Source organism: Pelomicrobium sp. P1, from assembly GCF_052805615.1.
Map to the genome: position 1 here is coordinate 74054 of NZ_JBRBEM010000007.1, position 22654 is coordinate 96707.

A 22654-nucleotide genomic window follows, 5' to 3' on the forward strand; every position below is an offset into this window, starting at 1 on the left:
GCGAAGCCGATGACCTTTTTCGAAGACCTTTTCGGACCCACCTGGCCCGCGGTCTGGACCCTGGCCAAGATCGTGGCGATCGTGGTGCCGCTGCTCCTGTGCGTGGCCTACCTCACCTACGCCGAGCGCAAGCTGATCGGCTACATGCAGGTGCGCATCGGCCCGAACCGGGTGGGCCCCAAGGGGTGGCTGCAGCCCATCGCCGATGCGTTGAAGCTGCTGCTCAAGGAAATCGTCATCCCCAGCGGGGCCAACAAGGTCCTGTTCGTGCTGGCGCCGGTGCTGTCCATCATGCCTGCCCTGGCGGCCTGGGCGGTGGTGCCTTTCGATCCGGACCTGGTGCTGGCCGACATCGACGCGGGATTGCTGTACGTGATGGCGCTCACCTCCATGGGCGTCTACGGCATCATCGTCGCCGGCTGGGCGTCCAACTCCAAATACGCCTTCCTGGGCGCCATGCGCTCGGCGGCCCAGATCGTCTCCTACGAGATCGCCATGGGCTTCGCTCTGGTGGGTGTGTTGATGGTGGCGGGCAGCCTCAATCTGGTGGAAATCGTCAAGGGCCAGCAAGGGGCCGGCTTCTGGTCCTGGAATCTGATCCCCCTGTTCCCCCTGTTCCTGGTGTACTTCATCTCCGGGGTGGCGGAGACCAACCGGCTGCCCTTCGACGTAGCGGAAGGGGAATCGGAGATCGTGGCCGGCTTCCACGTGGAGTACTCGGGCATGGCTTTCGCCGTCTTCTTTCTCGCCGAGTACGCCAATATGATCCTAGTGGGGGCGCTCGCCTCGGTGATGTTCCTGGGAGGGTGGCTGCCACCCTTGAACGTCGCCCCGTTCACCTGGATACCAGGCTTCGTCTGGTTCCTGATCAAGGTGGCGTTCATGGTGTTCCTGTTCCTGTGGTTCCGCGCCACCTTCCCGCGCTACCGCTACGACCAGATCATGCGCCTCGGCTGGAAGGTGTTCATTCCCGTGACGCTGGTGTGGATCGTGCTGGTGGGGGCGCTCATGCAGACGCCCCTCTGGGTGTGGTGATTGCGGGAGGAAGGATCGTGATCGAGCGCATTCGGGATTTCTTCAAAACCTTCCTGCTCCTGGAGCTGGTGAGGGGCATGATGCTCACCGGCCGTCATCTGTTCGCGCGCAAGATTACGGTGCAGTTCCCCGAGGAGAAGACGCCCCAATCCCCCCGCTTCCGCGGGCTGCACGCCTTGCGGCGCTATCCCAACGGGGAGGAGCGTTGCATCGCCTGTAAGCTGTGCGAGGCGATCTGCCCGGCGCTGGCGATCACTATCGAGTCCGAGCAGCGCGCCGACGGCACGCGCCGCACCACCCGCTACGACATCGACCTCACCAAGTGCATCTTCTGCGGTTTTTGCGAGGAGTCGTGCCCAGTGGACTCCATCGTAGAGACGCGCATCCTCGAGTACCACGGGGAGAAGCGCGGCGACCTGGTGTACACCAAGGAAATGCTGCTCGCCATCGGCGACCGCTACGAGGCGCAGATCGCGGCGGACCGGGAGGCGGACGCGCCCTATCGCTAGCCCGGACATTTCACGAAGACGCCCCGAGATGACTTTCCAGCAATTCGTGTTCTATTTCCTGGCCGCCATCCTGGTGTTCGCGGCCCTGCGGGTCATCACCGCGCGAAACCCCGTGCACTCGGCCCTGTTCCTGGTGCTCGCCTTTTTCACCTCGGCCGGGCTGTGGCTGTTGCTGGAGGCGGAATTCCTGGCCATCACTTTGGTGCTGGTGTACGTGGGGGCGGTGATGGTGCTGTTCCTGTTCGTGGTGATGATGCTCGACATCAACATCGACCGGCTGCGGGAGGGCTTCCTGCGCTGGTTTCCGTTCGGGGCCGCCCTGGCGGTCCTGATGGTGCTGGAGATGGGGCTGGTGTTGTGGGGCAAGTATTTCGCCCCCGAAGCCATGCCGGCTCCGGCCCCGCGACCCGCCGGGTACAGCAACACCAAGGAGCTGGGCCGCGTGCTCTACACCGAGTACGTGTACCCGTTCGAGCTGGCGGCCGTGCTGCTGCTGGTGGCGATCGTCGCCGCCATCGCGCTGACGCTGCGCCGGCGCAAGGACACGAAGTACGTGGATCCCGCCAAGCAGGTGGTGGTGCGCCGGGAGGAGCGGGTGCGGCTGGTGTCGATGCCGGCGGAAAAAGAACGCGGCTGAAAGCCCGGACCCGGGTGCCGGTCCGGTTCATTCTTTCTTGAAAGGAAAAGGGGAGCGCCGTTGATAACGCTGTCCGAGTACCTCGTTCTGGGGGCGATCCTGTTCGCCATCGCCGTGGTGGGGATATTCCTCAACCGCAAGAACGTGATCATCCTGCTGATGGCGATCGAGCTTATGCTGTTGGCGGTGAACATGAACTTCATCGCCTTCTCGCACTTCCTCGACGACATCGCCGGGCAGGTGTTCGTGTTCTTCATCCTGACCGTGGCGGCCGCCGAGTCGGCCATCGGTCTCGCGATCCTGGTGGTGCTGTTCCGCAATCTGCGCACCATCAACGTCGAGGACCTGGATCACCTGAAGGGCTGAGGCGTCCATGACCGGCATGCAGCAGATCTATCTCCTGGTGCCGCTGGCACCGCTCGTCGGCTCCCTCGTGGCGGGCCTGTTCGGCTGGCTGATCGGGCGCACCTGGTCCCACCGGGTGACCATCGCCCTCATGATGGTGAGCTTCGCCGCCTCGGTGGCGGTGTTCGTGGACGTGCTCCAGGGCAACACCTTCAACGGCACGGTCTACACTTGGGCCACCTCCGGGGAAGCGCGTTTCGAGATCGGCTTCCTGATCGACCGCCTCTCGGCCCTGATGATGGTGGTGGTGAACGCGGTGTCCCTACTGGTGCACATCTACACCATCGGCTACATGGAGGAGGACCCGGGCTACCAGCGGTTCTTTAGCTACATCTCCCTCTTCACCTTCTCCATGCTGATGCTGGTCATGTCCAACAACTTCCTGCAGCTTTTCTTTGGCTGGGAAGCGGTGGGCCTGGTTTCGTACCTGCTGATCGGCTTCTGGTACACGCGCCCGAGCGCGATCTACGCCAACCTCAAGGCGTTCCTGGTGAACCGGGTGGGGGACTTCGGCTTCCTGTTGGGCATCGGCATGGTGTTCTACCACTTCGGCACCTTGGATTACGTCTCGGTGTTTCAAAAGGCGCCGGAGCTGGCGGGGAGCGTCGTGGAGATCTTCCCCGGCTCGCCCTGGCTGCTCATGACGGTCATCTGCGTGCTGCTGTTCATCGGCGCCATGGGCAAATCGGCCCAGTTTCCCCTCCACGTGTGGCTGCCGGATTCCATGGAGGGCCCCACGCCCATCTCGGCCCTGATCCACGCCGCCACCATGGTGACCGCCGGCATCTTCATGGTAGCCCGCATGTCGCCCCTGTACGAGCTGTCGGAGACGGCGCTGTCTGTGGTCCTGGTGATCGGCGCCATCACCGCCTTCTTCATGGGACTGGTGGCCATCGTGCAGAACGACATCAAGCGGGTGGTGGCCTATTCCACCCTCTCCCACCTGGGCTACATGACGGTGGCGCTGGGCGCCTCCGCTTATTCGGTCGCCATCTTCCACCTCATGACCCACGCCTTCTTCAAGGCGGTGCTGTTCCTGGGCGCTGGCTCCGTGATCATCGCCATGCACCACGAGCAGGACATGAGGCGCATGGGCGGCCTGCGCAGATACATGCCCATCACCTACCTGGCGGTACTGATCGGGGGACTGGCCAACGTGGGTTTCCCGGGCTTCGGCGGCTTCTTCTCCAAGGAGGCGATCATCGAGGCGGTTCATTTGGCCGACCGTCCGGGCGCCACCTTCGCCTACTGGGCGGTTACGCTGGGCGTGTTCGTGACGGCGCTCTACACCTTTCGGCTTCTGTTTCTCACCTTCCACGGCCCGGAGCGTTTCCGCCACCCGCAGCCCCACGGGGCCCACAGCGGCCATGGGGGCGACGAGCACCACGAGGTGCACGTGCCCCACGAGTCCCCCTGGGTGGTGACCTTGCCCCTGGTGCTGCTTGCCGTGCCGTCGGTGGCGGCGGGCTGGCTGATCGGGCCGATCCTGTTCGGGGATTATTTCGGTCCGGCGATCCGCATCTCCCCTGAACACGGGGCGCTGGCGCACATGGCCGAGGAATTCCGCGGGGCGTTCGCCATGATGGCCCACGCCGTGTTCACGGCCCCGTTCTGGCTGATGGCCGCCGGCATCGCCACCGCTTGGTACCTGTACATCGTCCGCCCCGACCTGCCCGGGCTGGTCAAGGAGCGGGCCGGTCTGCTGTACGCGATCTTGGAGCGCAAGTACGGCTTCGACGAGTTCAACGACTGGTTCTTCGCCGCCGGCGCCCGCCGGCTCGGCGCCGGTCTGTGGAAGGTGGGGGACGTGAAGGTGATCGACGGCTTCATGGTCAACGGCTCGGCGTACATGGTGGCCTGGTTCTCCTCGGTCGTCCGCCGTCTGCAGTCGGGCTACATCTACCACTACGCCTTCACCATGATCATCGGCGTTTTCCTCTTGCTCACCCTGCGCGACTACCTGGGTCGCTGGCTGGGTTGGGGGGTTTGAAGGGGCTTTCGAACCCGCCGCGACGATAACCGGACCACCATGATTTTTGGCCTTCCTTTGCTCAGCGTCGTCATCTGGCTGCCCATCCTGTTCGGCGTGGCCGTCCTCGCCACCGGCGACGACCGCAGGGCGGCGCTCGCCCGCCGCCTGGCCCTGGCGGGGTCGGTGCTCGGGTTCCTGGTGGCGCTGCCCCTCTACACCCAGTTCGACCCGTCCATGGCCGGCATGCAGTTCGTGGAAAAGCACCTGTGGATCGAGCGCTTCAACGTCCACTACCACCTGGGCATCGACGGCATCTCCCTGTGGCTGATCCTGCTCAATTGCTTCACCACGCCCCTGGTGGTGCTGGCCGGCTGGCGCGTGATCGAGGAGCGCGTTTCCCAGTACATGGGCGCGTTCCTGCTCATGTCGGGGTTCATCAACGGCGCCTTCAGCGCGCTGGACGCGGTACTGTTCTACGTGTTCTGGGAGGCGCTGCTGATCCCCATGTTCATCATCATCGGGGTCTGGGGCGGCCCGAACCGGGTGTATGCGGCGGTCAAGTTTTTCCTCTACACGCTGCTCGGGTCGCTGCTCATGCTGGTGGCCTTCATCTATCTGTATCTCAAGTCCGGGGGCAGCTTCTCCATCCTGGATTACCACCGGCTGCCGCTGCCGCTCACGGTCCAGATCCTGATATTCATCGCGTTCCTGGCTGCTTTCGCGGTCAAAGTCCCCATGTGGCCGGTGCATACCTGGCTTCCGGACGCCCACGTGGAGGCTCCGACTGGCGGCTCCGTGGTGCTGGCGGCGATCCTGCTCAAGCTCGGCGGCTACGGCTTCCTGCGCCTGTCGCTGCCCATCGCTCCCGACGCGAGCCAGGTTCTGGCGGAGTTCATGATCGCCCTGTCGCTCATTGCCATCGTCTATATCGGTTTCGTGGCGCTGGTGCAAGCGGACATGAAGAAGCTCATCGCCTATTCTTCGGTCTCCCACATGGGCTTCGTCACCCTGGGCTTTTTCTTGTTCAACGCCTACGGCGTGGAAGGGGCGATCGTGCAGATGATTTCCCACGGTTTCGTCTCCGGGGCCTTGTTCCTTTGCGTCGGCGTCCTGTACGACCGGCTGCACTCCCGCCTCATCGCCGACTACGGCGGCGTGGTCAACACCATGCCGGTGTTCGCCGCCTTGTTCATGCTCTTCGCCATGGCCAACGCCGGCCTGCCGGGGACCAGCGGCTTCGTGGGCGAGTTCCTGGTCATCATGGGCGCGGTCCAGGTCAACTTCTGGTATGCCTTCTTCGCCGCCATGACCCTCGTCCTTGGGGCCGCCTACACCCTGTGGATGTACAAGCGGGTGGTATTCGGCGCCATCGCCAACGCCAAGGTGGCGGCGCTCAAGGACATTTCGGCCCGGGAGGGGCTGGTGTTGGGGCTGGTGGCTGCGGCGGTGCTGGCAATGGGCGTCTATCCGCTTCCCTTCACCGAGGCGATGCATGCCTCGGTGAACGAGCTGCTCGCCCACGTAGCGCGCGGCAAGCTGTAAGGAGGATTCGGCGTGAGCTTCGAGGTGCCCAACCTGATTCCCGTCCTTCCGGAGCTGCTGGTCCTGGCCGCCGCCTGCACGATCCTGCTGGTCGATCTTCTGATCAAGGACGAGCGCCAGGCGGCGACCTACGCCCTCACCCAGCTCACGCTGCTCGGCGCGGCCGTGCTCAGCGTCGCCACCGCCGGCGCCGAGCGGGCCTACACCATGAACGGCATGTTCGTGGACGATCCCATGGGGGACGTGCTCAAGGTCACGGTCTATATCACGGTGGCGGTGCTGCTCACCTACTCCCGCGAGTATCTGTCGGCCCGCGGGCTGCTCAAGGGCGAGTTCTTCGGCCTGGCCCTGTTGGCCACCCTGGGCATGATGGTGATGGTCTCCGCCAGCCACTTCCTAGTCCTGTACCTGGGGCTGGAACTCCTTTCCCTGAGCCTGTATTCCATGGTGGCCCTGCAGCGGGACTCCGCCGTGGCGACCGAGGCGGCGATGAAATACTTCGTCCTGGGGGCGATGGCCTCGGGGATGCTGCTGTACGGCATGTCCATGCTCTACGGCGCCACCGGCACCCTGCAGCTCGACGAGGTGCTGGCGGCCATCCAGGGCGGCGCGGCTCAGCGCACCGTGCTGGTGTTCGGCCTGGTGTTCGTGGTGGCGGGGCTGGCGTTCAAGCTGGGGGTGGTGCCTTTCCACATGTGGGTGCCGGACGTGTACCAGGGGGCGCCCACGGCCATGACCTTGTTCATCGCCTCGGCGGTGAAGCTGGCGGCATTCGGCTTCGTCATGCGCCTCCTGGTGGATGGCCTGCAACCCCTGTTCGCCGACTGGCAGGGCATGCTGGTGATCCTGGCGCTCGCCTCCATGGCGATCGGCAACGTCACCGCCATTGCCCAGAGCAACATCAAGCGCATGCTCGCTTATTCCACCATCGCCCACATGGGCTTCATGCTCCTGGGCTTTCTCTCGGGGGAGGTGAACGGCTACAGCTCGGCCATGTTCTACGTGGTGACCTACGTGCTCACCACCCTCGGGGCTTTCGGCATGGTGATGCTCCTTTCCCGGGAAGGTTTCGAGGCGGACAACCTGGACGATTTCAAGGGGTTGAACCAGCGCAATCCCTGGTATGCCTTCATCATGCTGATCCTCATGTTCTCCCTGGCCGGCGTGCCGCCTACGGTGGGCTTTTTCGCCAAGCTCTCGGTGCTGCAGGCCGCCCTGGAGGCGGGCTTCGTGTGGCTGGTGGTCGCGGCGGTGGTGCTCGCCCTGATCGGCGCCTTCTATTACCTGCGCATAGTCAAGCTCATGTATTTCGATCCGCCGGCCACCGGGGAGCCCTTGCGCCCGCAGGCGGACGTGCGCCTGATGATGGGTGCCAACGGGCTGGCGGTGCTCGCGTTAGGAATCCTGCCCCAGCCCCTCATGGCGCTGTGCGTCTTCGCCGTACAGCGGGCCTTCTGACACGGCATCCCTGCCGGGCTTGAAAAGAGCAGAGCTCGATGACCAAGCGGGACTTCACCGAAACGCGTCTGCGTTCCCGCCGTGCCTTCGAAGGCAAGCTCTTGCGGCTCGAGGTGGACGAGGTCCGCCTGCCCGACGGGACAACCGCCGTGCGCGAGCACGTGGTGCACCCGGGGGCGGTGGTGATGATCGCCTTCGTCGACGAGCGCCGGCTGCTGCTGGAGCGCCAGTACCGCTATCCTCTGGGCCGGGAGTTCTACGAGCTTCCAGCGGGGAAGATCGATCCTGGGGAGGACCCGCTGTGCACGGCCGAGCGGGAGCTCAAGGAGGAGACCGGCTACCGCGCCCGCTCCTGGGTTTGGGTGGCCACCCTGCACCCCTGCATCGGCTATTCCAACGAGCGGCTCGTCTATTACCTGGCCCGGGACCTGAGCTTCGAAGGGCACCAGCCCGACCAGGGAGAGTTTCTGGAAACCTTTGCCCTGGATCTGGGCGAGGCCCTGGAGTGGGTGCGGACCGGCCGCATCACGGACGGCAAAAGCGTCGCGGGGCTCTTCTGGGCGGAGAAGATCGTGCGCGGCGAATGGCCCCTGCCCGAGCCGGCGCGTTGAATCCCGGATCGACTTTCCTCAGCGGGATTTGAGGGCGCCGGCGGCCGGCGCTTCGGACAGGTCGACCAGGGGCACCGGGCGGCTGAAGAGGAAGCCCTGGCCGTACTGGACCCCCATGTCGAGGAGCAGCCGGACCACTTCCGCGTGCTCCACCCACTCGGCTACCACCTGGCGGTTCATGCCCCGGGCGACATCGCACACGGCCCGGATGAAGATCCGGCTGCCTTCGTCGTGGAGCAGGTCCCGGACGAACCCGCCGTCGATCTTCAGATAATCCACCGGGAAGCGCTTGAGATAGTAAAACGAGCTGAACCCCGCCCCGAAGTCGTCCAGGGCGAAATGGCAGCCCCGCTCCTTCATGCGCTGCATGAAGGAAAGGGTCACGTCCAGCTCCGACATGGCGGCGGTCTCGGTGATCTCGAACACCAGCCGCTCGGGATCGACCCCGGATTCCCCGAGCGCCGCGAGCAGGCGCCGCGTCCAGTGCTCGTCGGAAATGCTGGCGCGGGAGAGGTTCACGAAATAGCGGGCGTTGCGAGGGGCGGCGCCGCTCGCCAGGAAGCGGGTGAGCTTGCGGATCACGGCGAGATCGATGTCGCGCACCACGCCCAGGGTTTCCGCGATCTCGATGAACTCCGACGGCGGGATCAGGCTTCCGTCCTGCTCGCGGATGCGGGCCAGCACCTCGTGGTGCACCGGTTCCCCGCTCGCCAGCGCCACCACCGGCTGGGCGTAGAGCACGACCCGGTCCTCTTCCAGGACTTCCCGGAAACGCCTGGCCCAGTGCACGCGCTTGTGGGTGCTGCGCAGGCTGTTCGAATCCTGGTCGAACAGGACGCAGCGGTTGCGGCCCTGGTCCTTGGCGTGATAGAGGGCGATGTCCGCGGCCGCCAGCAGGCTGGAAAGGTCCGCCCCATGGAACGGGTACAGGGCGATGCCGATGGAAGCGGTGAGGTTGGAGAGCTTGCCCGTCCCCGCCTCGGGGGCGAACTTGTAGTGGCGCACCGCTTCCAGCACCCGTTCGGCCACGTGGTGGGCCTCAAGGCGCAGCGCCTCGGGGACCAGGATGGCGAATTCGTCGCCTCCTAGGCGGTAGACCTGGCCCGGCAGCTCCTGCAGGAGTTGTTTGAGAACCCCGGCGACGCCGACGATCAACTGGTCCCCGACCCGGTGCCCCAGGTTGTCGTTCACGTACTTGAAGTGGTCGATGTCGATGAACAGCAGCGCCCCCACGCCGCCGCCTTCCATGGCGGCCGCCAGCTCCTCTTGCAGGGACAGCCGGTTCGGCAGGTCGGTCAGGGTGTCGAACTTGGCCAGTCGCTCGATGCGCTGGGCGGCGAGCTGTTGCTCGGTGATGTCCCGGGCCGTGCCCCGGATGCCGACGATCTGGTGGCTTTCGTCGTAGGAGACCCGGGCGTTGATCCCGACCCAGCGGTCGTGACCCCGGGCCGACACGATGTGGGTCAAGTAGTTGCGTACCTCCCCCTGGCGCTTGAGCAGGGCGAGGAAACGGCGGTTGGAGATGTGGGAGGGGCGGGTTTCGAAGTCGAAGAAACAGCGCCCCAGCAAGGCCTTGGGCGGGAGCCCGAAGATGTCCTGGGCGGCGTTATTGAGGTAAGTGAAGCGGCCCAGGGCGTCGGTGGCCCAGATCAGGTCGTGGGAGGTCTCCACCAGGTCTCGGTAGCGCTGCTCGCTGTCCACCAGAAGCTGGACGATGCGCCGCTTTTCCTTGAGTTCGCGCCGAATCGTCGCCAGCTCGTCGGCCTGCTGGCGGCCCTCGCCTGCCCCCAGGCTCGCAAGTCGGTCGATGAGTTCTCGCGGATACCGGCGGTGTCCTCCCCGCGTCCGGGTCGCCACCAGGACGCCCTGCTTGTCCCAGCGACGCAGCGTCCACACGGGAATCCCCAGCCGGGCTGCGGCCTCCCGGGCGCTGTAGCCCGGGTCCTTCTCCCCCATGGAATCCTCCCTGTACTCCTCCAGGTCCCATGGTGGGGCAAACCTCGTGCCCGGTCAATGCAATTGGCGGGGAACCCCCAGGTCGTTCTGGCGAGAGACCAGCTTCTGCATGAGCCGCATGTCCCGGGAAGTGAGGCGTAAGGCGCTGTCGACCCAGATTTCCACCACGTCCAGCAGCTCGGAGAAGTCCAGCCGGTGCACCCGCCGCCGGGCGCGGTACATGGCGTTCAGGCCGTTGCGGTTGCGGGACTGGCTGCGGATCAGGGCCGCCACCTCGGCCGCTCCCTGGCCGTCTTCGCATACCACATCCACCACGCCCATTTCCCGCATTTCCTGGGCGCTGTAGACCTTGCCGCTGGCGATCAGTTGCTCGGTGAGCTTCTGCCCCACCTTGCGCTCGAGGAACGAGTAGGCTCCCATGCCGGGGAAAAGGTTGAAAAGGATCTCCGGAAAGCCGAACCGGCTGCTCGCCTCGGCCACGATGAGGTCGCTGGAGAGGGCGCACTCGAAGCCGCCGCCCAGGCACTCCCCCTGGACCAGGGAGATGGTGGTGATGGGAAGGTCATAGCCCACGTAGTTGCGGTACAGCACGTCGATGCAGGCACGCCCGTACATGAGGAGCCCCTGCCGGTCGCGGCGCTCGATCAGGGCCACGAACAGGTCCAGGTCCCCGCCCAGGTTGAATACCCCCGGCGTTGCCGAGCTGAGGACGGAGTAGGCGATGGGGAGCTTTTCCCCGTCCACCGAGAGCTCGGCGCCGCTCATGTCCACCAGGTCGCAGTAGCTGCGCAGATCCCGCAGGAGGGCTGGATTGAAGCAGGGCCTGGGGGAGGGTTTCCACTGCAGCCAGAGCGCTTGCTGCTCTCGCTCGTAGCGCGCCGCCAGCTGGGGCGAGAAGCGGATTTCCCTCTGATTGTTAAATGCCGGGCCGACAACCCCCTGGCGCGGCGCTTCCAGCAGTTGGACGGGGATGTTCATTTCCATAAGGGAGCTCCTGGGATTTGTGGGATGGAATTGTCATGGGGGCCGCATAAAAAGGTGGGCACCCTCAATCATTTAAGAGCAAGCTCCGGCGGATTGCAAATCTAACAATTTGTTAAGTTTTGATTTCGGATGAGCGGACGGATGGTGATTGGCGGGCTGTTTCGAGCCGGACGCCCTGGGGAATGTGAACGATTTGATAAATTTAAAAAATTTGTGGCTCGCGCCGCATCAGTGCACGGGCGGGCAAGAGGCTCGTCATCACAAAGGCAGGCCAGGGCGAATCAGCGAGGCCACAGAAGTTCAACGGCATCTAGGGAGATCTTGAAGTTTTCCGATTCGCCCCTAATTCTTTAAATTATTTGATAAAAAAGGAACAAGGCGGTCCCATGCCCCCGGTCAAGGAAACCCTGGGCTTCCAGGCGGAAGTCAAGCAGCTCCTGAATCTCCTCGCCCATTCCCTGTACTCCCAGAAGGAGATCTTTCTGCGGGAGCTCATCTCCAACGCCTCCGACGCCTGCGACAAGCTGCGCTTCGAGGCCATGGGCGACCCGGTGCTGTACGAAAACGACCCGGATCTCTACATCCGGGTGACCTACGACAAGGCTGCCCGCACCATCACGGTGGCCGACAACGGCATCGGCATGTCGCGCCAGGAGGTGATCGAGAACATCGGCACCATCGCCAAGTCCGGGACGCGGGAATTCCTCGAGCGGTTGACCGGAGATCAGGCGCGGGATGCCCACTTGATCGGCCAGTTCGGGGTGGGCTTTTACTCGTCCTTCATCGTGGCGGACCGGGTGACCCTCATCACCCGGCGCGCGGGGCTCACCCCGGAGCACGGGGTCCGGTGGGAGTCCACCGGGGAAGGGGAGTACACCATCGAGACGGTGGAGCGACCCCAGCGGGGCACGGAAGTGATCCTGCACCTGCGGGAGGGGGAGGACGATCTCCTCTCCGGGGAGCGGCTGCGGGCCATCATTCGCAAGTACTCGGATCACATCACGCTGCCTATCCGCATGCCCAAGGAAGAGTGGGACAAGGACCGGCGCGAGTACCTGCCCAAGGGGGAGGACGAGACGGTCAACCGGGCCTCCGCCCTGTGGACGCGGCCCAAGGGGGAGATCTCCCGGGAGCAGTACGAGGAGTTCTACAAGCACGTGGCCCACGACGTGGAGCCGCCCCTCGCCTGGGTGCACGCCCGCATGGAAGGCAAGACCGAGTACACCCTGCTCCTCTACATTCCCTCCCGGGCACCGTTCGACCTGTGGGACCGGGAGCATCGCCGGGGCGTGAAGCTCTACGTGCGCCGCGTGTTCATCATGGACGACGCCGAGCAGCTCGTGCCTTACTACCTGCGCTTCGTCCGCGGTGTGGTGGACGCAGCCGACCTGCCCCTCAACGTCTCCCGGGAGATGCTGCAGCAGTCCAAGGACATCGAGACGATCCGCGCGGGTTGCGTGAAGCGGGTGCTCGGCTTGCTGGAGGAGCTGGCGCAGAACGAGCCCGAGAAATACGCCGTCTTCTGGGGCGAATTCGGGCGGGTGCTCAAGGAAGGCGTGGGCGAGGATCCGGCCAACCGGGACCGGATCGCGCGGCTGCTGCGCTTCGCTTCCACCCACGCGGACACCGACGCCCAGACGGTGTCCCTGGCCGACTACGTGTCCCGCATGAAGGAGGGGCAGGAAAAAATCTATTACCTCACCGCCGAGAGCTTCCCCGCGGCGAGGAACAGCCCCCACCTGGAGATCTTCCGCAAGAAAGGCGTGGAAGTGTTGCTCCTGTACGACCGGGTGGACGAGTGGGTGGTGGCCAACCTGCCAGCCTTCGAGGGCAAGCCGCTGCAATCGGTGGCCAAGGGCGAGCTGGATCTGGGCAAGCTGGAAGACGAGACGGAGCGAAAAGGGCGCGAGCGGGAGGAGCGGGAGTCCAGGGAGCTGGTGTCCCGCCTCCAGGAGGCCCTGGGCGAGCGGGTGAAGGAAGTGCGGGTGAGCCACCGCTTGACCGAATCCCCCGCCTGCCTGGTGGTGGATGCCCATGCCATCGGCATGAACCTGGAGCGGTTGCTCAAGCTCGCCGGCCAGAAGGTGCCGCCCGCTCGGCCCATCCTGGAGATCAATCCGCGCCATCCCCTGGTGGAGCGCCTGAAAAAAGAGCCGCCGGGGGATCGCTTCACGGACTGGGCTCACCTGCTGTTCGAGCAGGCCCTGCTCGCCGAGGGCGGGCAGCTCGACGATCCCGGGGCCTTCGTCCGGCGGCTCAACCAGTTGATGCTGGCCTTGGCCGGCGAGGAAAGCCGCATCTGGGTCCCGGGGAAGGATTGACGGTTTGACGCTCGTGCGGGAAAGGTGAAGGGGCGCAGAGAAAAAATTTCAAGAAAACTAGCCGGGCGCCACCAGGTCCCGGTAGGCGTGCCACAGGGCGTGGCCGGCGAGGGGGGCGGCGAACACCAGCCCCACGTAGAACGGCAGCATGCCGGCGCCGAGGAGGGCGGCGAGCATGGCGGCCAGCAGCGCCATGGCTCTCGGGTTGCGCCGGCAGGCGCAGAGGCTGGCGCGGATGGCGGTGAAGGCGTCTACCCGGCGGGCGAGCAGCAGGGGCAGCGCGACGGCGCTGCCGGCGAAGGCGAACCCGCCGAACAGGGCCGCCGCGCCCCAATAGACCACCAGGAACTCGTAGGTTAGCCTGGAAAAAATTCCCTCTCGCAGGAGCCCTCCCGGTGCCGGCTCGGCGCCGGAGAAGGAAAGGGCCGCGATTCCCGCCGACAGGCGAAGCCAGAGCGTCGCCCCGAGGGCGCACAGGACGGCGAACGTGCAGACGCCGGCTGGATTGCCGCGCCAAGCGGTGAGGGTCGCGGCGAAGTGTACTGGGAGACTGCGCTCCAGGCGCCTGCTCGCCTCCTGCAGCCCGATGACGAGCAGGGGCGTCACCAGGGCGAAGGCGACGGCTAGGCCCCGCGCCACCTCGGGCCGTTCGTGGAAATAGATGTGGAGAAGGATTCCCATCATGGCGAACAGGGCGCCGTGGGACAAGCTGACCGAGGGCGAGCGCTTCAGGTCGTTCCAGCCCGCCCGCACCCAGGCGAAGGGGGATTCCGGCGGCACGGAGCGAACGGTAAAGAACGCGCCGGGCGGGCGGCCCGGCATGGGGGCGTGGGGCGGCCAGGTCTCCTTCGCCGGCTCGGGCACGGGCGGCTCCCTGCGCGGGTTTCAGCGGGGCACGGCGAGGGTTCCCAGGACCCTCAGCCCGCCGGTCCCATCCGGTTCCACGACCACCATCTCTGCCGAGGCCGGCGAGACGCCGGTCAGGTCGCGGATGTTGAAATTGTGGGTCACCAGGACGCGGTTGCCGCCCCTGGGCGGGTTTGCCAGGAGATATTCCAGCACAGCCCGGTTCTTGTCCTCGCGCCTTTGGGCGCGATCGTTATAGGTGGAGTCAAGCGCCGGCCACGGGTCGGCGTTGCCGAAGGCGAGCCGGGCGGTCTCCAGGCACCGGCACCACCGGCTCGAGCGCACTTCCCCCACCGGGATCTGCCGGCGCCGGAACGCTTCGCCGATGCGCCGAGCCTGGGCCTGCCCTTCGAAGGAGAGATTGCGCTGGGTGCGGCAATCTTCCAGTTTAAAGTTTTCCGGGTCGCCGGTGCCTGGGGCGAGGGAATGACGAACGAATATCGTGTAGCGGCCCTCCTGGAGCTTCAGCCACAACGCTTCTTCGCCGGCGCCCGCCGCTGCGGCCGCGAGGCAGAGGGCAAGGAGCAGAGCCCAGGTCCTCAGCCCAGGGAATTTAGTCATCACAGCTACCCGATACTCGGCCGAAAGGGCGTCAGTTCACCCTCCCCAGGCGCCCGTTGTGGCTGCCCATGTACCACAGCCGGCCCTCACCATCCACCACCATCTTGCGGATGCCCAGCCCACGGGACGGAAGCTTCACCACCTTGAGGTCGCCGGTACGGGGGTCGAGCCGCACCACCGTGTCGGTGTGGATCTCGTTGGCCCACACCACGCCCGCCCCGTCCACGGTGACCGCGTACGGGCCGCCGTTGTCCCCGGCCGGCAGCCGGACCTCCTGCAGCAGGCGGCCGGCGGAGGGATCGATCCGGACGAGCTTCCCTGCACCGTACAACGTCACCCACAAGGTGCCGTCGGGGCTGGCCGCGATCCGCCGGGGCCGGGAGCCCGGAGGCATGTCCAGGGTGGCGAGCGCCCCGGTCCGGGGATCGATCTTGGCGAGCTTGTCGGCCCGGATGAGGCACACCCAGACGTTTCCCGCCTTGTCCAGGGCGATGCCGTAGGGCCCTCCCTTGGCCGGGTATTCCATGGTCTTTCCGGTGGCCCGCTCCAGGCGTCCCACCCGGTCGCCGCCCTGCACCGTGAACCAGAGGTGCTTTTGTTCCTCGTCGATCACGATAGTGTGGGGATCGCCGCCGGAGGGCAGCTTGAACTCGGTGACCCGGCCCGTCTTCGGGTCGAGGCGCCCGATGGTGCCGTTGCCGTTGCCCGTATACCACACCATGCCGTCCCGGTCCACCAGCAGGCCGTGGGGATGGGCGCGGGGCGGCAGCTCCCACTCGGTGAACTGCTCGCTCCGGGGATCGAAGCGGGCGATCTTGTTTCCGTGCATGACGGCGATGAACACCGAGCCGTCCGGCGCGATGGCAGGATCCCGGGCGAACTCGGGAGTGGGCACCGCCCATTCGGACACCTGTCCCGTGAAGGCGGGGGCGATACCCGGGGACACGCCGTAATTGGAACCCCCGGCGTGAGCGGGGGCGGTGGCCGCTAGCAGGGCGGCCGTGGCGGCGAGCACAGCAGCTTTCACGGCGTTCTCCGCGGGTTAATGCCAGTGTCCATGGATGCGCCAGCGGGGCGAGCGCGTCACCGGAGGCAGCTCCCGCAGCAAAGGCAGGTCCCATGAAGCGCTCCACGAGGCGGAAGGGGTCTGGGCCAGGGCGAGCAGCCGCCGTATCCGTTCCCGGGTGGGGGGGTGGGTGCGCAGCACGGCGGGCTCCGGCGCGTGGCGGCCCGGGAAAAAGATCTGCTCGAACCAGGAACGGGGGTGGCGTTCCAGCTTTTCCAGGGCGGAGGCGAGCCCCAGGGGATCGCCGGTCAGCTCCGCGGCCAGGCGGTCGGCGTCGTATTCCCGCACCCGGGACAGGCCCAATTGCAGCAGCGTCGCCAGGTGGGGAGCCGCGGCAAGCACCAGTAGCGCCGCCCACGGTGTCTCGTAGCCGGCGACGAAGGCGGCCGGGAGCGCCACCACCAGGAGCATCAAGCCGGTGAGGGAAAGAAACGCGGTCATGCGGTTCACCACGTCCGCAAGCTGCATCACCCAGATGTCGTTGTTGACCACGTGGGCGATCTCGTGGGCGAGAACGCCCGTCAGCTCCCGGGGGGTCATGGTCCGCAACAGCCCGTCGGTCAGGGCGATGGCCGCGCCGGAGCGGCTGCCTACCGTGAAGGCGTTGAGGGCAGCCGAAGGCACGTAGTAGAGCCGCGGGACGGCGGGCAACTCCGCGCGGCGGGCGAGGGTCTGGGCCAGCGCGTAGAGATCCGGCGCAAGGAAAGGCGCGATCTCCCGCGCCCCGTAGGCCCGCAGGACCCATTGGGGCGAAAGTTTAGGCCCCAGGACCAGGGCGAGGGGCACCAGGGCCGCGAACCAGACGAGCCCTTCCACGCCGGCGATCAGCCAGCCCACCAGCCCGGCGATCGTCGCCATCGCGGCGAGCAGGGCCGCTGACTGTAAGGCGTTATAGAGGCGATGCCGGAAAGCTTGGCCGCGGTCCATGGCGCTTCACGAATTGAGAGTGGAGACGGGCGCTGCGGGTTTCCAGCCCGAAGGGCCGCGCCGGACCCGGGCGGCTCCCGGGGCGGTCGCCCGCCGGATCAGCGGCCCCGCCAGCGGGGGGTGCGCTTCTCGATGAAGGCGTCGATACCTTCCATGGCGTCCTCGGCCATCATGTTGCAGGTCATGGCCTCGGACGCGAGCCGGTAGGCCTCCTCCAGCCCGGTCTCCAGTTGCCGGTAGAACAGGCGCTTGCCGGTGGCGACGGCCACGGGGGACTTGGAGACGATGGCCTGGCACAGCCGACCCACTTCCTCGTCCAGCTTGTCCGCCGGCGCCACCCGGTTCACCAGCCCCCGCGCCAGGGCGGTGTGGGCGTCGATGAACTCGCCGGTCATCAGCATCTCCATGGCCTGCTTGCGGGAGACGTTGCGGGACAAGGCCACGCCCGGGGTGGAGCAGAACAGCCCGAAGTTGATGCCGGAGGTGGCGAAACGGGCTTCTTCGGAAGCCACCGCCAGGTCGCACTGGGCCACCAACTGGCAGCCGGCGGCCGTGGCCAGCCCGTGGACTCGGGCGATGACCGGCTGGGGAATGCGGGTGAGGGTGAGCATCATGCGGCTGCACTGGTCGAAGAGGGCGCGGATGAAGGCCGGGTCGGGATTGGCGCGCATCTCCTTGAGATCGTGGCCCGGGCAGAAGGCCTTGCCCGCGCCGGCAATGACCACCACCCGGACGGTCGCATCGGCGGCGATGGCGTCCAGGGCCTCCTGCAGCGCTTCCAGCAAAGCTCGGTTGAGGGCGTTGTAGGCCTTCGGGCGGTTGAGGGTCAGGGTGGCGACGCCTTCAGCGTCATGCCGCAGCAGGAGGGGCTCTTCGCTCTGGAGGACGGGGACGGTGCTCACGGGAAAATCCTCCTCTGGTCTGGGACAAAGCCCATTATAAAAAGGCGAGCCAGGGCAGGACCAGCGGGGCTTCAGCGAAGCGCCAGGGCGCTAGCGAGCGTTCCCAGGCCGATCCCTGCAGGGAGCGAGGGTCACCGGCCCCTGGTGTCCCCCCACGTAGCGGGCCAAGGGCCGACAGGCCCCTTCCAGGCAGAGCTGGTAGTCGGGCGTGAACTCGGAATTGGCGAGGGTCAGCCGCTCCAGGGGCGGCAGCGTCCCGGCGTAACGCCACCATCCGCCGGCGTAGCGGGCGTGGGGTGGCGGTTCCATGCCCGCGCCGGAGCCCTGGACCCGGGCTTCCACCAGCACCAGCCGGCCGTTCACCGCCCGGTAATCTTCTTCCCAGCGGATCTTTTCCACCGAGTGGTCCCAGGCCAGGGTCAGGGCGGGGCCCAGCAACCACCAAGTGCCGCCGGCGATCAGGCAGATCATCGCCCGTCAGAAGCCCTCGCGGTAGACCCGGACCACCTCCCGCAGCATGGGGCGGATGGGCACGTCGGCGGCCAGGGCGTCGATGTCGTCGAAGAAGGGCGGCGAATCGGCGCCGGGAGGCCGGCAGGTTCCCCCCTCGAGGCCGGCCAGCAGTCGCCGCAGCCCCGCCAGGATACGCTCCATGGGCGGGCGATAGCGCTCCCAGTTCTCCTCGGGATCGGCGTCGTCGATGCAAGCGAGAAAGTCATCCGCCTCCTCGATGGCCTCGGCCACCAGGGCGATATAGGCTTCCAGGGTGCGCGGGGACTCCATGGCTACTTCTTCACCACCTTCACCGCGATTTCCTCGAGCTTCTTCGCTCGGACGACTGACCGGAGAGGCAGGCCAGCGACACGGAGACCGCGGGAACCCACCCCCACCTCTTCCTCCTCCCCCTGAAGGGGAGGAGAACGATCCAGCCCCTTTCTGCCCCGGGCAGAAAGGGGAAACGGAGACCGCGGCCCGGCGCGGGAGCGGGCCGGGAAGGCCTCGACCTACTTCTTCACCACCTTGACCGCGATCTCCTCCAGCTTCTTCGCTCGAATGACCTGACCGTCGAGGCCGGCCTCCTTGATCCCGCCCCCGTAGGCCACCGTCATGAGCTGGCTATAATAGGTGACCGGCATGTTGAACTTGGTGCCGTAGCGCTTGTTGATCTCCGATTGGTAGATCTCTACGTTGGCCTGGCACAGGGGACAGGGGGTGACGATCATGTCGGCCCCGTGGTCGTAGGCCGACTCTACGATGTCCTTGATTTGCTTCTGGCTCTTCTCCGGCTCGGAGAAGGCGAGGGCCCCGCCGCAGCAGGTCACCTTCTGATCGTAGTCGGTCAAGGCTTCGCCGCCCAACGTTTCCACCAACTTATCCAAGTACATGGGATTTTCGAACGACTCGCCGGCGATGCCGAAGGGGCGGTTGGTCTGGCAGCCCACGTAGCCGGCGAACTTGAGGCCTTCCAGGGGCTTCACCACGGGCTTCCCCAGCGCCTCATAGCCGAAATCCTCGATCAAGACTTCCACCATGTGGCGGATCTCGGCCTCGCCCTTGTAGCTGAGGCCCGCTTCCTTCAGCGCCTCCTGGGTGTCGGCGAGGAGGGTGCTGGACGCGGCGAGCTTCTCCTTCGTCTCCCGCGCCCCCAGCCAGCAGGCGGCGCAGGTGGCCACGATGTCCTGGCCCGGCAGGTGCTGCTCCGACAGGGCGAAGTTGCGGGCGTTCAGCACGTGGCGCGCTAGCTCGCCCGAGCCGGCGTAGCCGATGGAGGCGCCGCAGCAGTTCCAGTCGGGGATCTCGGTCAGCTTCACGTCCAGCACCTTGCACATGGCGTTGACCGACACCATGTAGTTCGACGCCGAGGCCCGCAACTGGGAGGAGCAACCTGGATAGAACGCGTATTCCTTTTTCGCCATGGCGGCCTCCTCAACTGGTAAATCCCTTCCTGCGATTCTCGATCTCGTACGCCTTCTTGAGCATCGCGTGGATGCCCTTCTTGTCCTTGCACTCGTGGCCCTTGATCAGCTCCAACGGGTTCAGCCGCTTGGCGCGCAGCAGACCGAGACCGATGTGGCGCAGGGCCCAGGCTTTCTTGACGCCGGCGACGAGGCCGTCGCTGAAATACAGCCCCAGGGTGAGCTTCAGCTCGTTCACCCGGCCGGTCTTGATGCAATTCTCCCAGAACTGGACGGAAAACTTGCGCGTGGGCTGGTTCTTGGGGGCGAGGCCCAGCCGGTGGGCGTAGGTGGCGAGCCCGTGCATGATCTGGGTGATGGGAAGCTGCCGTGGGCAGCGCACCACGCAGTTGTAACAGGAGGTACACATCCACATGGAGTCGGAGGTCAGAACCTCCTCGCGTTTGCCCGCCCGAATGAGCATGAAGATCTCCTGGGGCGGGTGGGCCCAATGGGGCCCGAACGGACAGGATCCCGAACAGACCCCGCACTGCATGCACATCTTGACCCAATGGCCTTCCTCGACTCGCTCTTCCACTTCCTTCAGGAAGTTGTTGCGGTAGCGTTCGATGGCCTCGATGTTCAGGTCGCCCATACCATGCTCCTCCGCGGGTGGCCGAAAGCGGGAGGCCGCTTAGCGCACCCCTTGCCCTTCACCCTGATGCATTCCCCATCGGCCGGCTCAGCCGAACCCCTTCATCGGGGAGAGACCGATTTCGTTGATCTTGGCCACATAGTCATTGATGAGTTGCGGCACGCGGGCAATGTCGGTGATGGCGACCTCGTAGCTCGCCACCCGCTCGGTTTCCAGGGCAAGTTGTTTCAGCGTGTCGTCGATCTTGCTCATGCGGTAGTTGGCGAGCTCCGAGCCCTTCACGAAATGGCACTGGTAGTCGTCGCCGTGCTTGCAGCCCATGAGCATCACTCCGTCATAGCCGGCGTTCAAGGCGTCGGTCACCCAGATGGTGTTGACCGAACCCAGGCAGCGCACCGGGATCACCCGCACGAACGCACTGTAGTGGTGGCGGCTCATGCCCGCCATGTCCAGCGCCGGGTAGGCGTCGTTCTCGCAGGCCAGCACCAGGATGCGCGGCTTCTCAGAGAACTCGTCGGGGATGTCCACCGCTTTGATCTGGGCGCCCACCGTGTCCACCGAATAGTTCTCGAAGGAGATCACCCGTACCGGACAGGCGCCCATGCACGTGCCACAGCGCCGGCAGCGGCTCTCGTTGAACACCGGGTAGCGCTTTTCGTCCTCGTCGATGGCGCCGAAGGGGCACTCCACGGTGCAGCGCTTGCACTGGGTGCAGCCGTCGAGCCGCACGATGGGGTACGAGAGATCGCCGGAACGGGGATGGGCGGCGCGCCCGAGGGCCGCGTTCTCCATGGCCTGGATGGCCTTGAGCGCCGCCCCGGTGGCGTCCTCCACCGCCTGGGGGATGTCCATGGGCCGGCGCACCGGGCCGGCGGCGTAGATGCCGGTGCGGCGCGTCTCGTAGGGAAAACAGATGAAGTGGGAATCGGTGAAGCCGTACTTGAGCTGGGGCAGATCCGGCCCCTGGCGGTAGTTCAAGTTGAGCACCGAGACGGCCTTGCGCTGCGCCTCCGGTACCTCGCCTTGCTTTTCGCTGTCGACCCCGGACACCGGCACCTGGCCCGTGGCCAGCACCACCAGGTCCGCGTCCACCTGGGCGTTCTTGTCGTCCAGGATCAGGTCGTGGAACTTGACCCTACAGCGCTCGCCGCTCACTTCCACTTCCCTCACCTTGCCTTTGGCGAAGGTGACGCCCTTGGACTGGCCACTGCGGTAGAAGTCCTCCCCGTTGCCAGGCACACGCAGGTCGGTGTAGATCACCACCGTGTCCACATCCGGGTTGGCATCCTTGAAGTACATGGCCTGCTTGATGCTGGTGGCGCAGCAATGGCCGGAGCAGTAAGGCAGGTGCTTGCCCGTATCGTCGCGTTGACCAGCACACTGAATGAAGACGACCGTTTTCACCTCCGCCCCGTCGGACGGGCGGCGGATGGGCTGGCCGTTTTTCGCCGCCTCCTGCGCCAGCTTCTCGAGCCCGGCCTGGTCTACCACGTTGGGGCTGTTGCCGCCGCCCAGGTGGGGTAGCTTGGCGATATCGTAGGCGGTGAAGCCCGTCGCCTGGACGATGGCGCCGAACTCCTTCTTGACCGCGGCGCCGCTTTCCGAGGCGATCTCCACCGTGAACCTGCCCGGTGCGCCGCTGGTGGAGGCGACCACCGAGTTCAAACGCACTTCAATATTGGGATCCTGCTGGATGGACTCGATAAGCTGCTGCACTCCGGTGTCTATCGGGTCCCGGTAAGGTTCCCGATCGGGCACCCGCTTCCACAGCCGCGCCGCCCAACCGCCCAGGGCGCCGCTCTTTTCCACCAGGGTCACCGAGTAGCCGGCCTTGGAGGCTCCCAGCGCCGCGGTCATGCCGGAGACGCCGCCGCCCACCACCAGCAGCCGCTTCGATTGCCCGACGTGGGGGTTGCCGGCCGGCTGTTTCATTTTCTTCACCTCCGCGCAGGCCATGCGCACGTAGTCGTCGGCCATCTCCTGCCTGACCTCGCGCTGGTCCTCGCCCTCGGGCTGGCTCCAGATGACGCCTTCGCGGATGTTGGCCCGGGCCACGGCTACGGTTGGGAAGTGGAACGCTTCCGTCTTCGCCCGTCGCGAGCAGGCAGCGATCACGAGGTGGGTGACGCCTTCTTTCTCGATATTGTCCCGGATCACCTTGACGCCCTCGGCGGAACACAGGAAGTCGTGCTCCCGCACCAACTGCATCTTGCCTTCTTTCTGCGCGATCTTGGCCATCTGAGCGGTATCCACCCGCTCGCCGATGCCACAGCCCCGGCAGATGTACGCAGCGGCCTTCATCTCCGACATTG

The 22654-nt window shown here is 65.9% G+C and carries 21 protein-coding genes; 9 read left to right on the forward strand and 12 right to left on the reverse strand.

The genetic code is table 11. The features are described from left to right. Positions 1–9 precede the first annotated feature (9 nt). From nuoH to ACUVYZ_RS08610, 8 genes are read left to right on the forward strand one after another with little or no spacing between them, the layout of a single operon-like run. Positions 10–1035, forward strand: a complete 1026-nt coding sequence (nuoH, locus tag ACUVYZ_RS08575) for an NADH-quinone oxidoreductase subunit NuoH (protein WP_439934194.1) — start codon at positions 10–12, stop codon at positions 1033–1035. Between the two features lie 20 nt (positions 1036–1055). Continuing rightward, positions 1056–1544, forward strand: a complete 489-nt coding sequence (nuoI, locus tag ACUVYZ_RS08580) for an NADH-quinone oxidoreductase subunit NuoI (RefSeq protein WP_439934293.1) — start codon at positions 1056–1058, stop codon at positions 1542–1544. A gap of 28 nt (positions 1545–1572) precedes the next feature. Further along, positions 1573–2181: an NADH-quinone oxidoreductase subunit J gene (locus ACUVYZ_RS08585; RefSeq protein WP_439934195.1), complete on the forward strand. Its 609-nt coding sequence runs from the start codon at positions 1573–1575 to the stop codon at positions 2179–2181. Between the two features lie 60 nt (positions 2182–2241). Then, positions 2242–2547: an NADH-quinone oxidoreductase subunit NuoK gene (nuoK, locus tag ACUVYZ_RS08590; RefSeq protein WP_439934196.1), complete on the forward strand. Its 306-nt coding sequence runs from the start codon at positions 2242–2244 to the stop codon at positions 2545–2547. A 7-nt stretch (positions 2548–2554) separates the two neighbouring features. Further along, positions 2555–4576 carry an NADH-quinone oxidoreductase subunit L gene (gene nuoL, locus ACUVYZ_RS08595; protein ID WP_439934197.1) on the forward strand — a complete coding sequence of 674 codons (2022 nt, stop codon included), beginning with the start codon at positions 2555–2557 and terminating at the stop codon, positions 4574–4576. A 39-nt stretch (positions 4577–4615) separates the two neighbouring features. Continuing rightward, entirely contained in the window at positions 4616–6100 is a 1485-nt protein-coding gene (locus tag ACUVYZ_RS08600) for an NADH-quinone oxidoreductase subunit M (RefSeq protein WP_439934198.1), read from the forward strand. A 12-nt stretch (positions 6101–6112) separates the two neighbouring features. Beyond that, positions 6113–7558 carry an NADH-quinone oxidoreductase subunit NuoN gene (gene nuoN / locus ACUVYZ_RS08605; protein WP_439934199.1) on the forward strand — a complete coding sequence of 482 codons (1446 nt, stop codon included), beginning with the start codon at positions 6113–6115 and terminating at the stop codon, positions 7556–7558. Between the two features lie 38 nt (positions 7559–7596). Continuing rightward, positions 7597–8169, forward strand: a complete 573-nt coding sequence (locus ACUVYZ_RS08610; protein ID WP_439934200.1) for an NUDIX domain-containing protein — start codon at positions 7597–7599, stop codon at positions 8167–8169. A gap of 18 nt (positions 8170–8187) precedes the next feature. Here ACUVYZ_RS08610 and ACUVYZ_RS08615 read toward each other — a convergent pair whose 3' ends face one another. Together ACUVYZ_RS08615 and ACUVYZ_RS08620 are read right to left on the reverse strand one after the other, a co-directional pair. Next, complete coding sequence (locus ACUVYZ_RS08615; protein WP_439934201.1) at positions 8188–10125, reverse strand: putative bifunctional diguanylate cyclase/phosphodiesterase; 1938 nt, start codon at positions 10123–10125, stop codon at positions 8188–8190. Positions 10126–10179: 54 nt separating this feature from the next. Further along, the gene (locus tag ACUVYZ_RS08620; protein WP_446033052.1) at positions 10180–11103 is read right to left on the reverse strand and encodes a crotonase/enoyl-CoA hydratase family protein; all 924 of its coding nucleotides are present in this window, start codon (positions 11101–11103) and stop codon (positions 10180–10182) included. Positions 11104–11495: 392 nt separating this feature from the next. Between ACUVYZ_RS08620 and htpG the strand changes: the two genes are divergently transcribed. Further along, the gene (gene htpG / locus ACUVYZ_RS08625) at positions 11496–13430 is read left to right on the forward strand and encodes a molecular chaperone HtpG (protein ID WP_439934203.1); all 1935 of its coding nucleotides are present in this window, start codon (positions 11496–11498) and stop codon (positions 13428–13430) included. A 57-nt stretch (positions 13431–13487) separates the two neighbouring features. On the opposite strand, the gene ACUVYZ_RS08630 is transcribed toward htpG, so the two are convergent. The 10 genes from ACUVYZ_RS08630 to ACUVYZ_RS08675 form a co-directional block, all read right to left on the reverse strand. Then, positions 13488–14294: a DUF2189 domain-containing protein gene (locus ACUVYZ_RS08630; RefSeq protein WP_439934204.1), complete on the reverse strand. Its 807-nt coding sequence runs from the start codon at positions 14292–14294 to the stop codon at positions 13488–13490. A 21-nt stretch (positions 14295–14315) separates the two neighbouring features. Further along, positions 14316–14897, reverse strand: coding sequence for a histidine phosphatase family protein (locus ACUVYZ_RS08635; protein WP_439934205.1), 582 nt, complete (start codon positions 14895–14897; stop codon positions 14316–14318). Between the two features lie 31 nt (positions 14898–14928). After that, complete coding sequence (locus tag ACUVYZ_RS08640) at positions 14929–15924, reverse strand: Vgb family protein (protein WP_439934206.1); 996 nt, start codon at positions 15922–15924, stop codon at positions 14929–14931. Between the two features lie 15 nt (positions 15925–15939). After that, complete coding sequence (locus ACUVYZ_RS08645) at positions 15940–16890, reverse strand: zinc metalloprotease HtpX (RefSeq protein ID WP_439934207.1); 951 nt, start codon at positions 16888–16890, stop codon at positions 15940–15942. A gap of 98 nt (positions 16891–16988) precedes the next feature. Continuing rightward, the gene (locus ACUVYZ_RS08650; RefSeq protein WP_439934208.1) at positions 16989–17792 is read right to left on the reverse strand and encodes an enoyl-CoA hydratase; all 804 of its coding nucleotides are present in this window, start codon (positions 17790–17792) and stop codon (positions 16989–16991) included. 90 nt (positions 17793–17882) lie between these two features. Next, entirely contained in the window at positions 17883–18263 is a 381-nt protein-coding gene (locus ACUVYZ_RS08655; RefSeq protein WP_439934209.1) for a DUF1850 domain-containing protein, read from the reverse strand. Positions 18264–18269: 6 nt separating this feature from the next. Beyond that, on the reverse strand, positions 18270–18575 hold the full coding sequence (locus ACUVYZ_RS08660; RefSeq protein ID WP_439934210.1) for a hypothetical protein: 306 nt from the start codon (positions 18573–18575) through the stop codon (positions 18270–18272). Between the two features lie 221 nt (positions 18576–18796). After that, entirely contained in the window at positions 18797–19708 is a 912-nt protein-coding gene (locus tag ACUVYZ_RS08665; protein WP_439934211.1) for a CoB--CoM heterodisulfide reductase iron-sulfur subunit B family protein, read from the reverse strand. A gap of 10 nt (positions 19709–19718) precedes the next feature. Then, the gene (locus ACUVYZ_RS08670; RefSeq protein ID WP_439934212.1) at positions 19719–20342 is read right to left on the reverse strand and encodes a 4Fe-4S dicluster domain-containing protein; all 624 of its coding nucleotides are present in this window, start codon (positions 20340–20342) and stop codon (positions 19719–19721) included. Between the two features lie 87 nt (positions 20343–20429). Continuing rightward, complete coding sequence (locus ACUVYZ_RS08675; RefSeq protein WP_439934213.1) at positions 20430–22652, reverse strand: hydrogenase iron-sulfur subunit; 2223 nt, start codon at positions 22650–22652, stop codon at positions 20430–20432. Positions 22653–22654 lie beyond the last annotated feature (2 nt).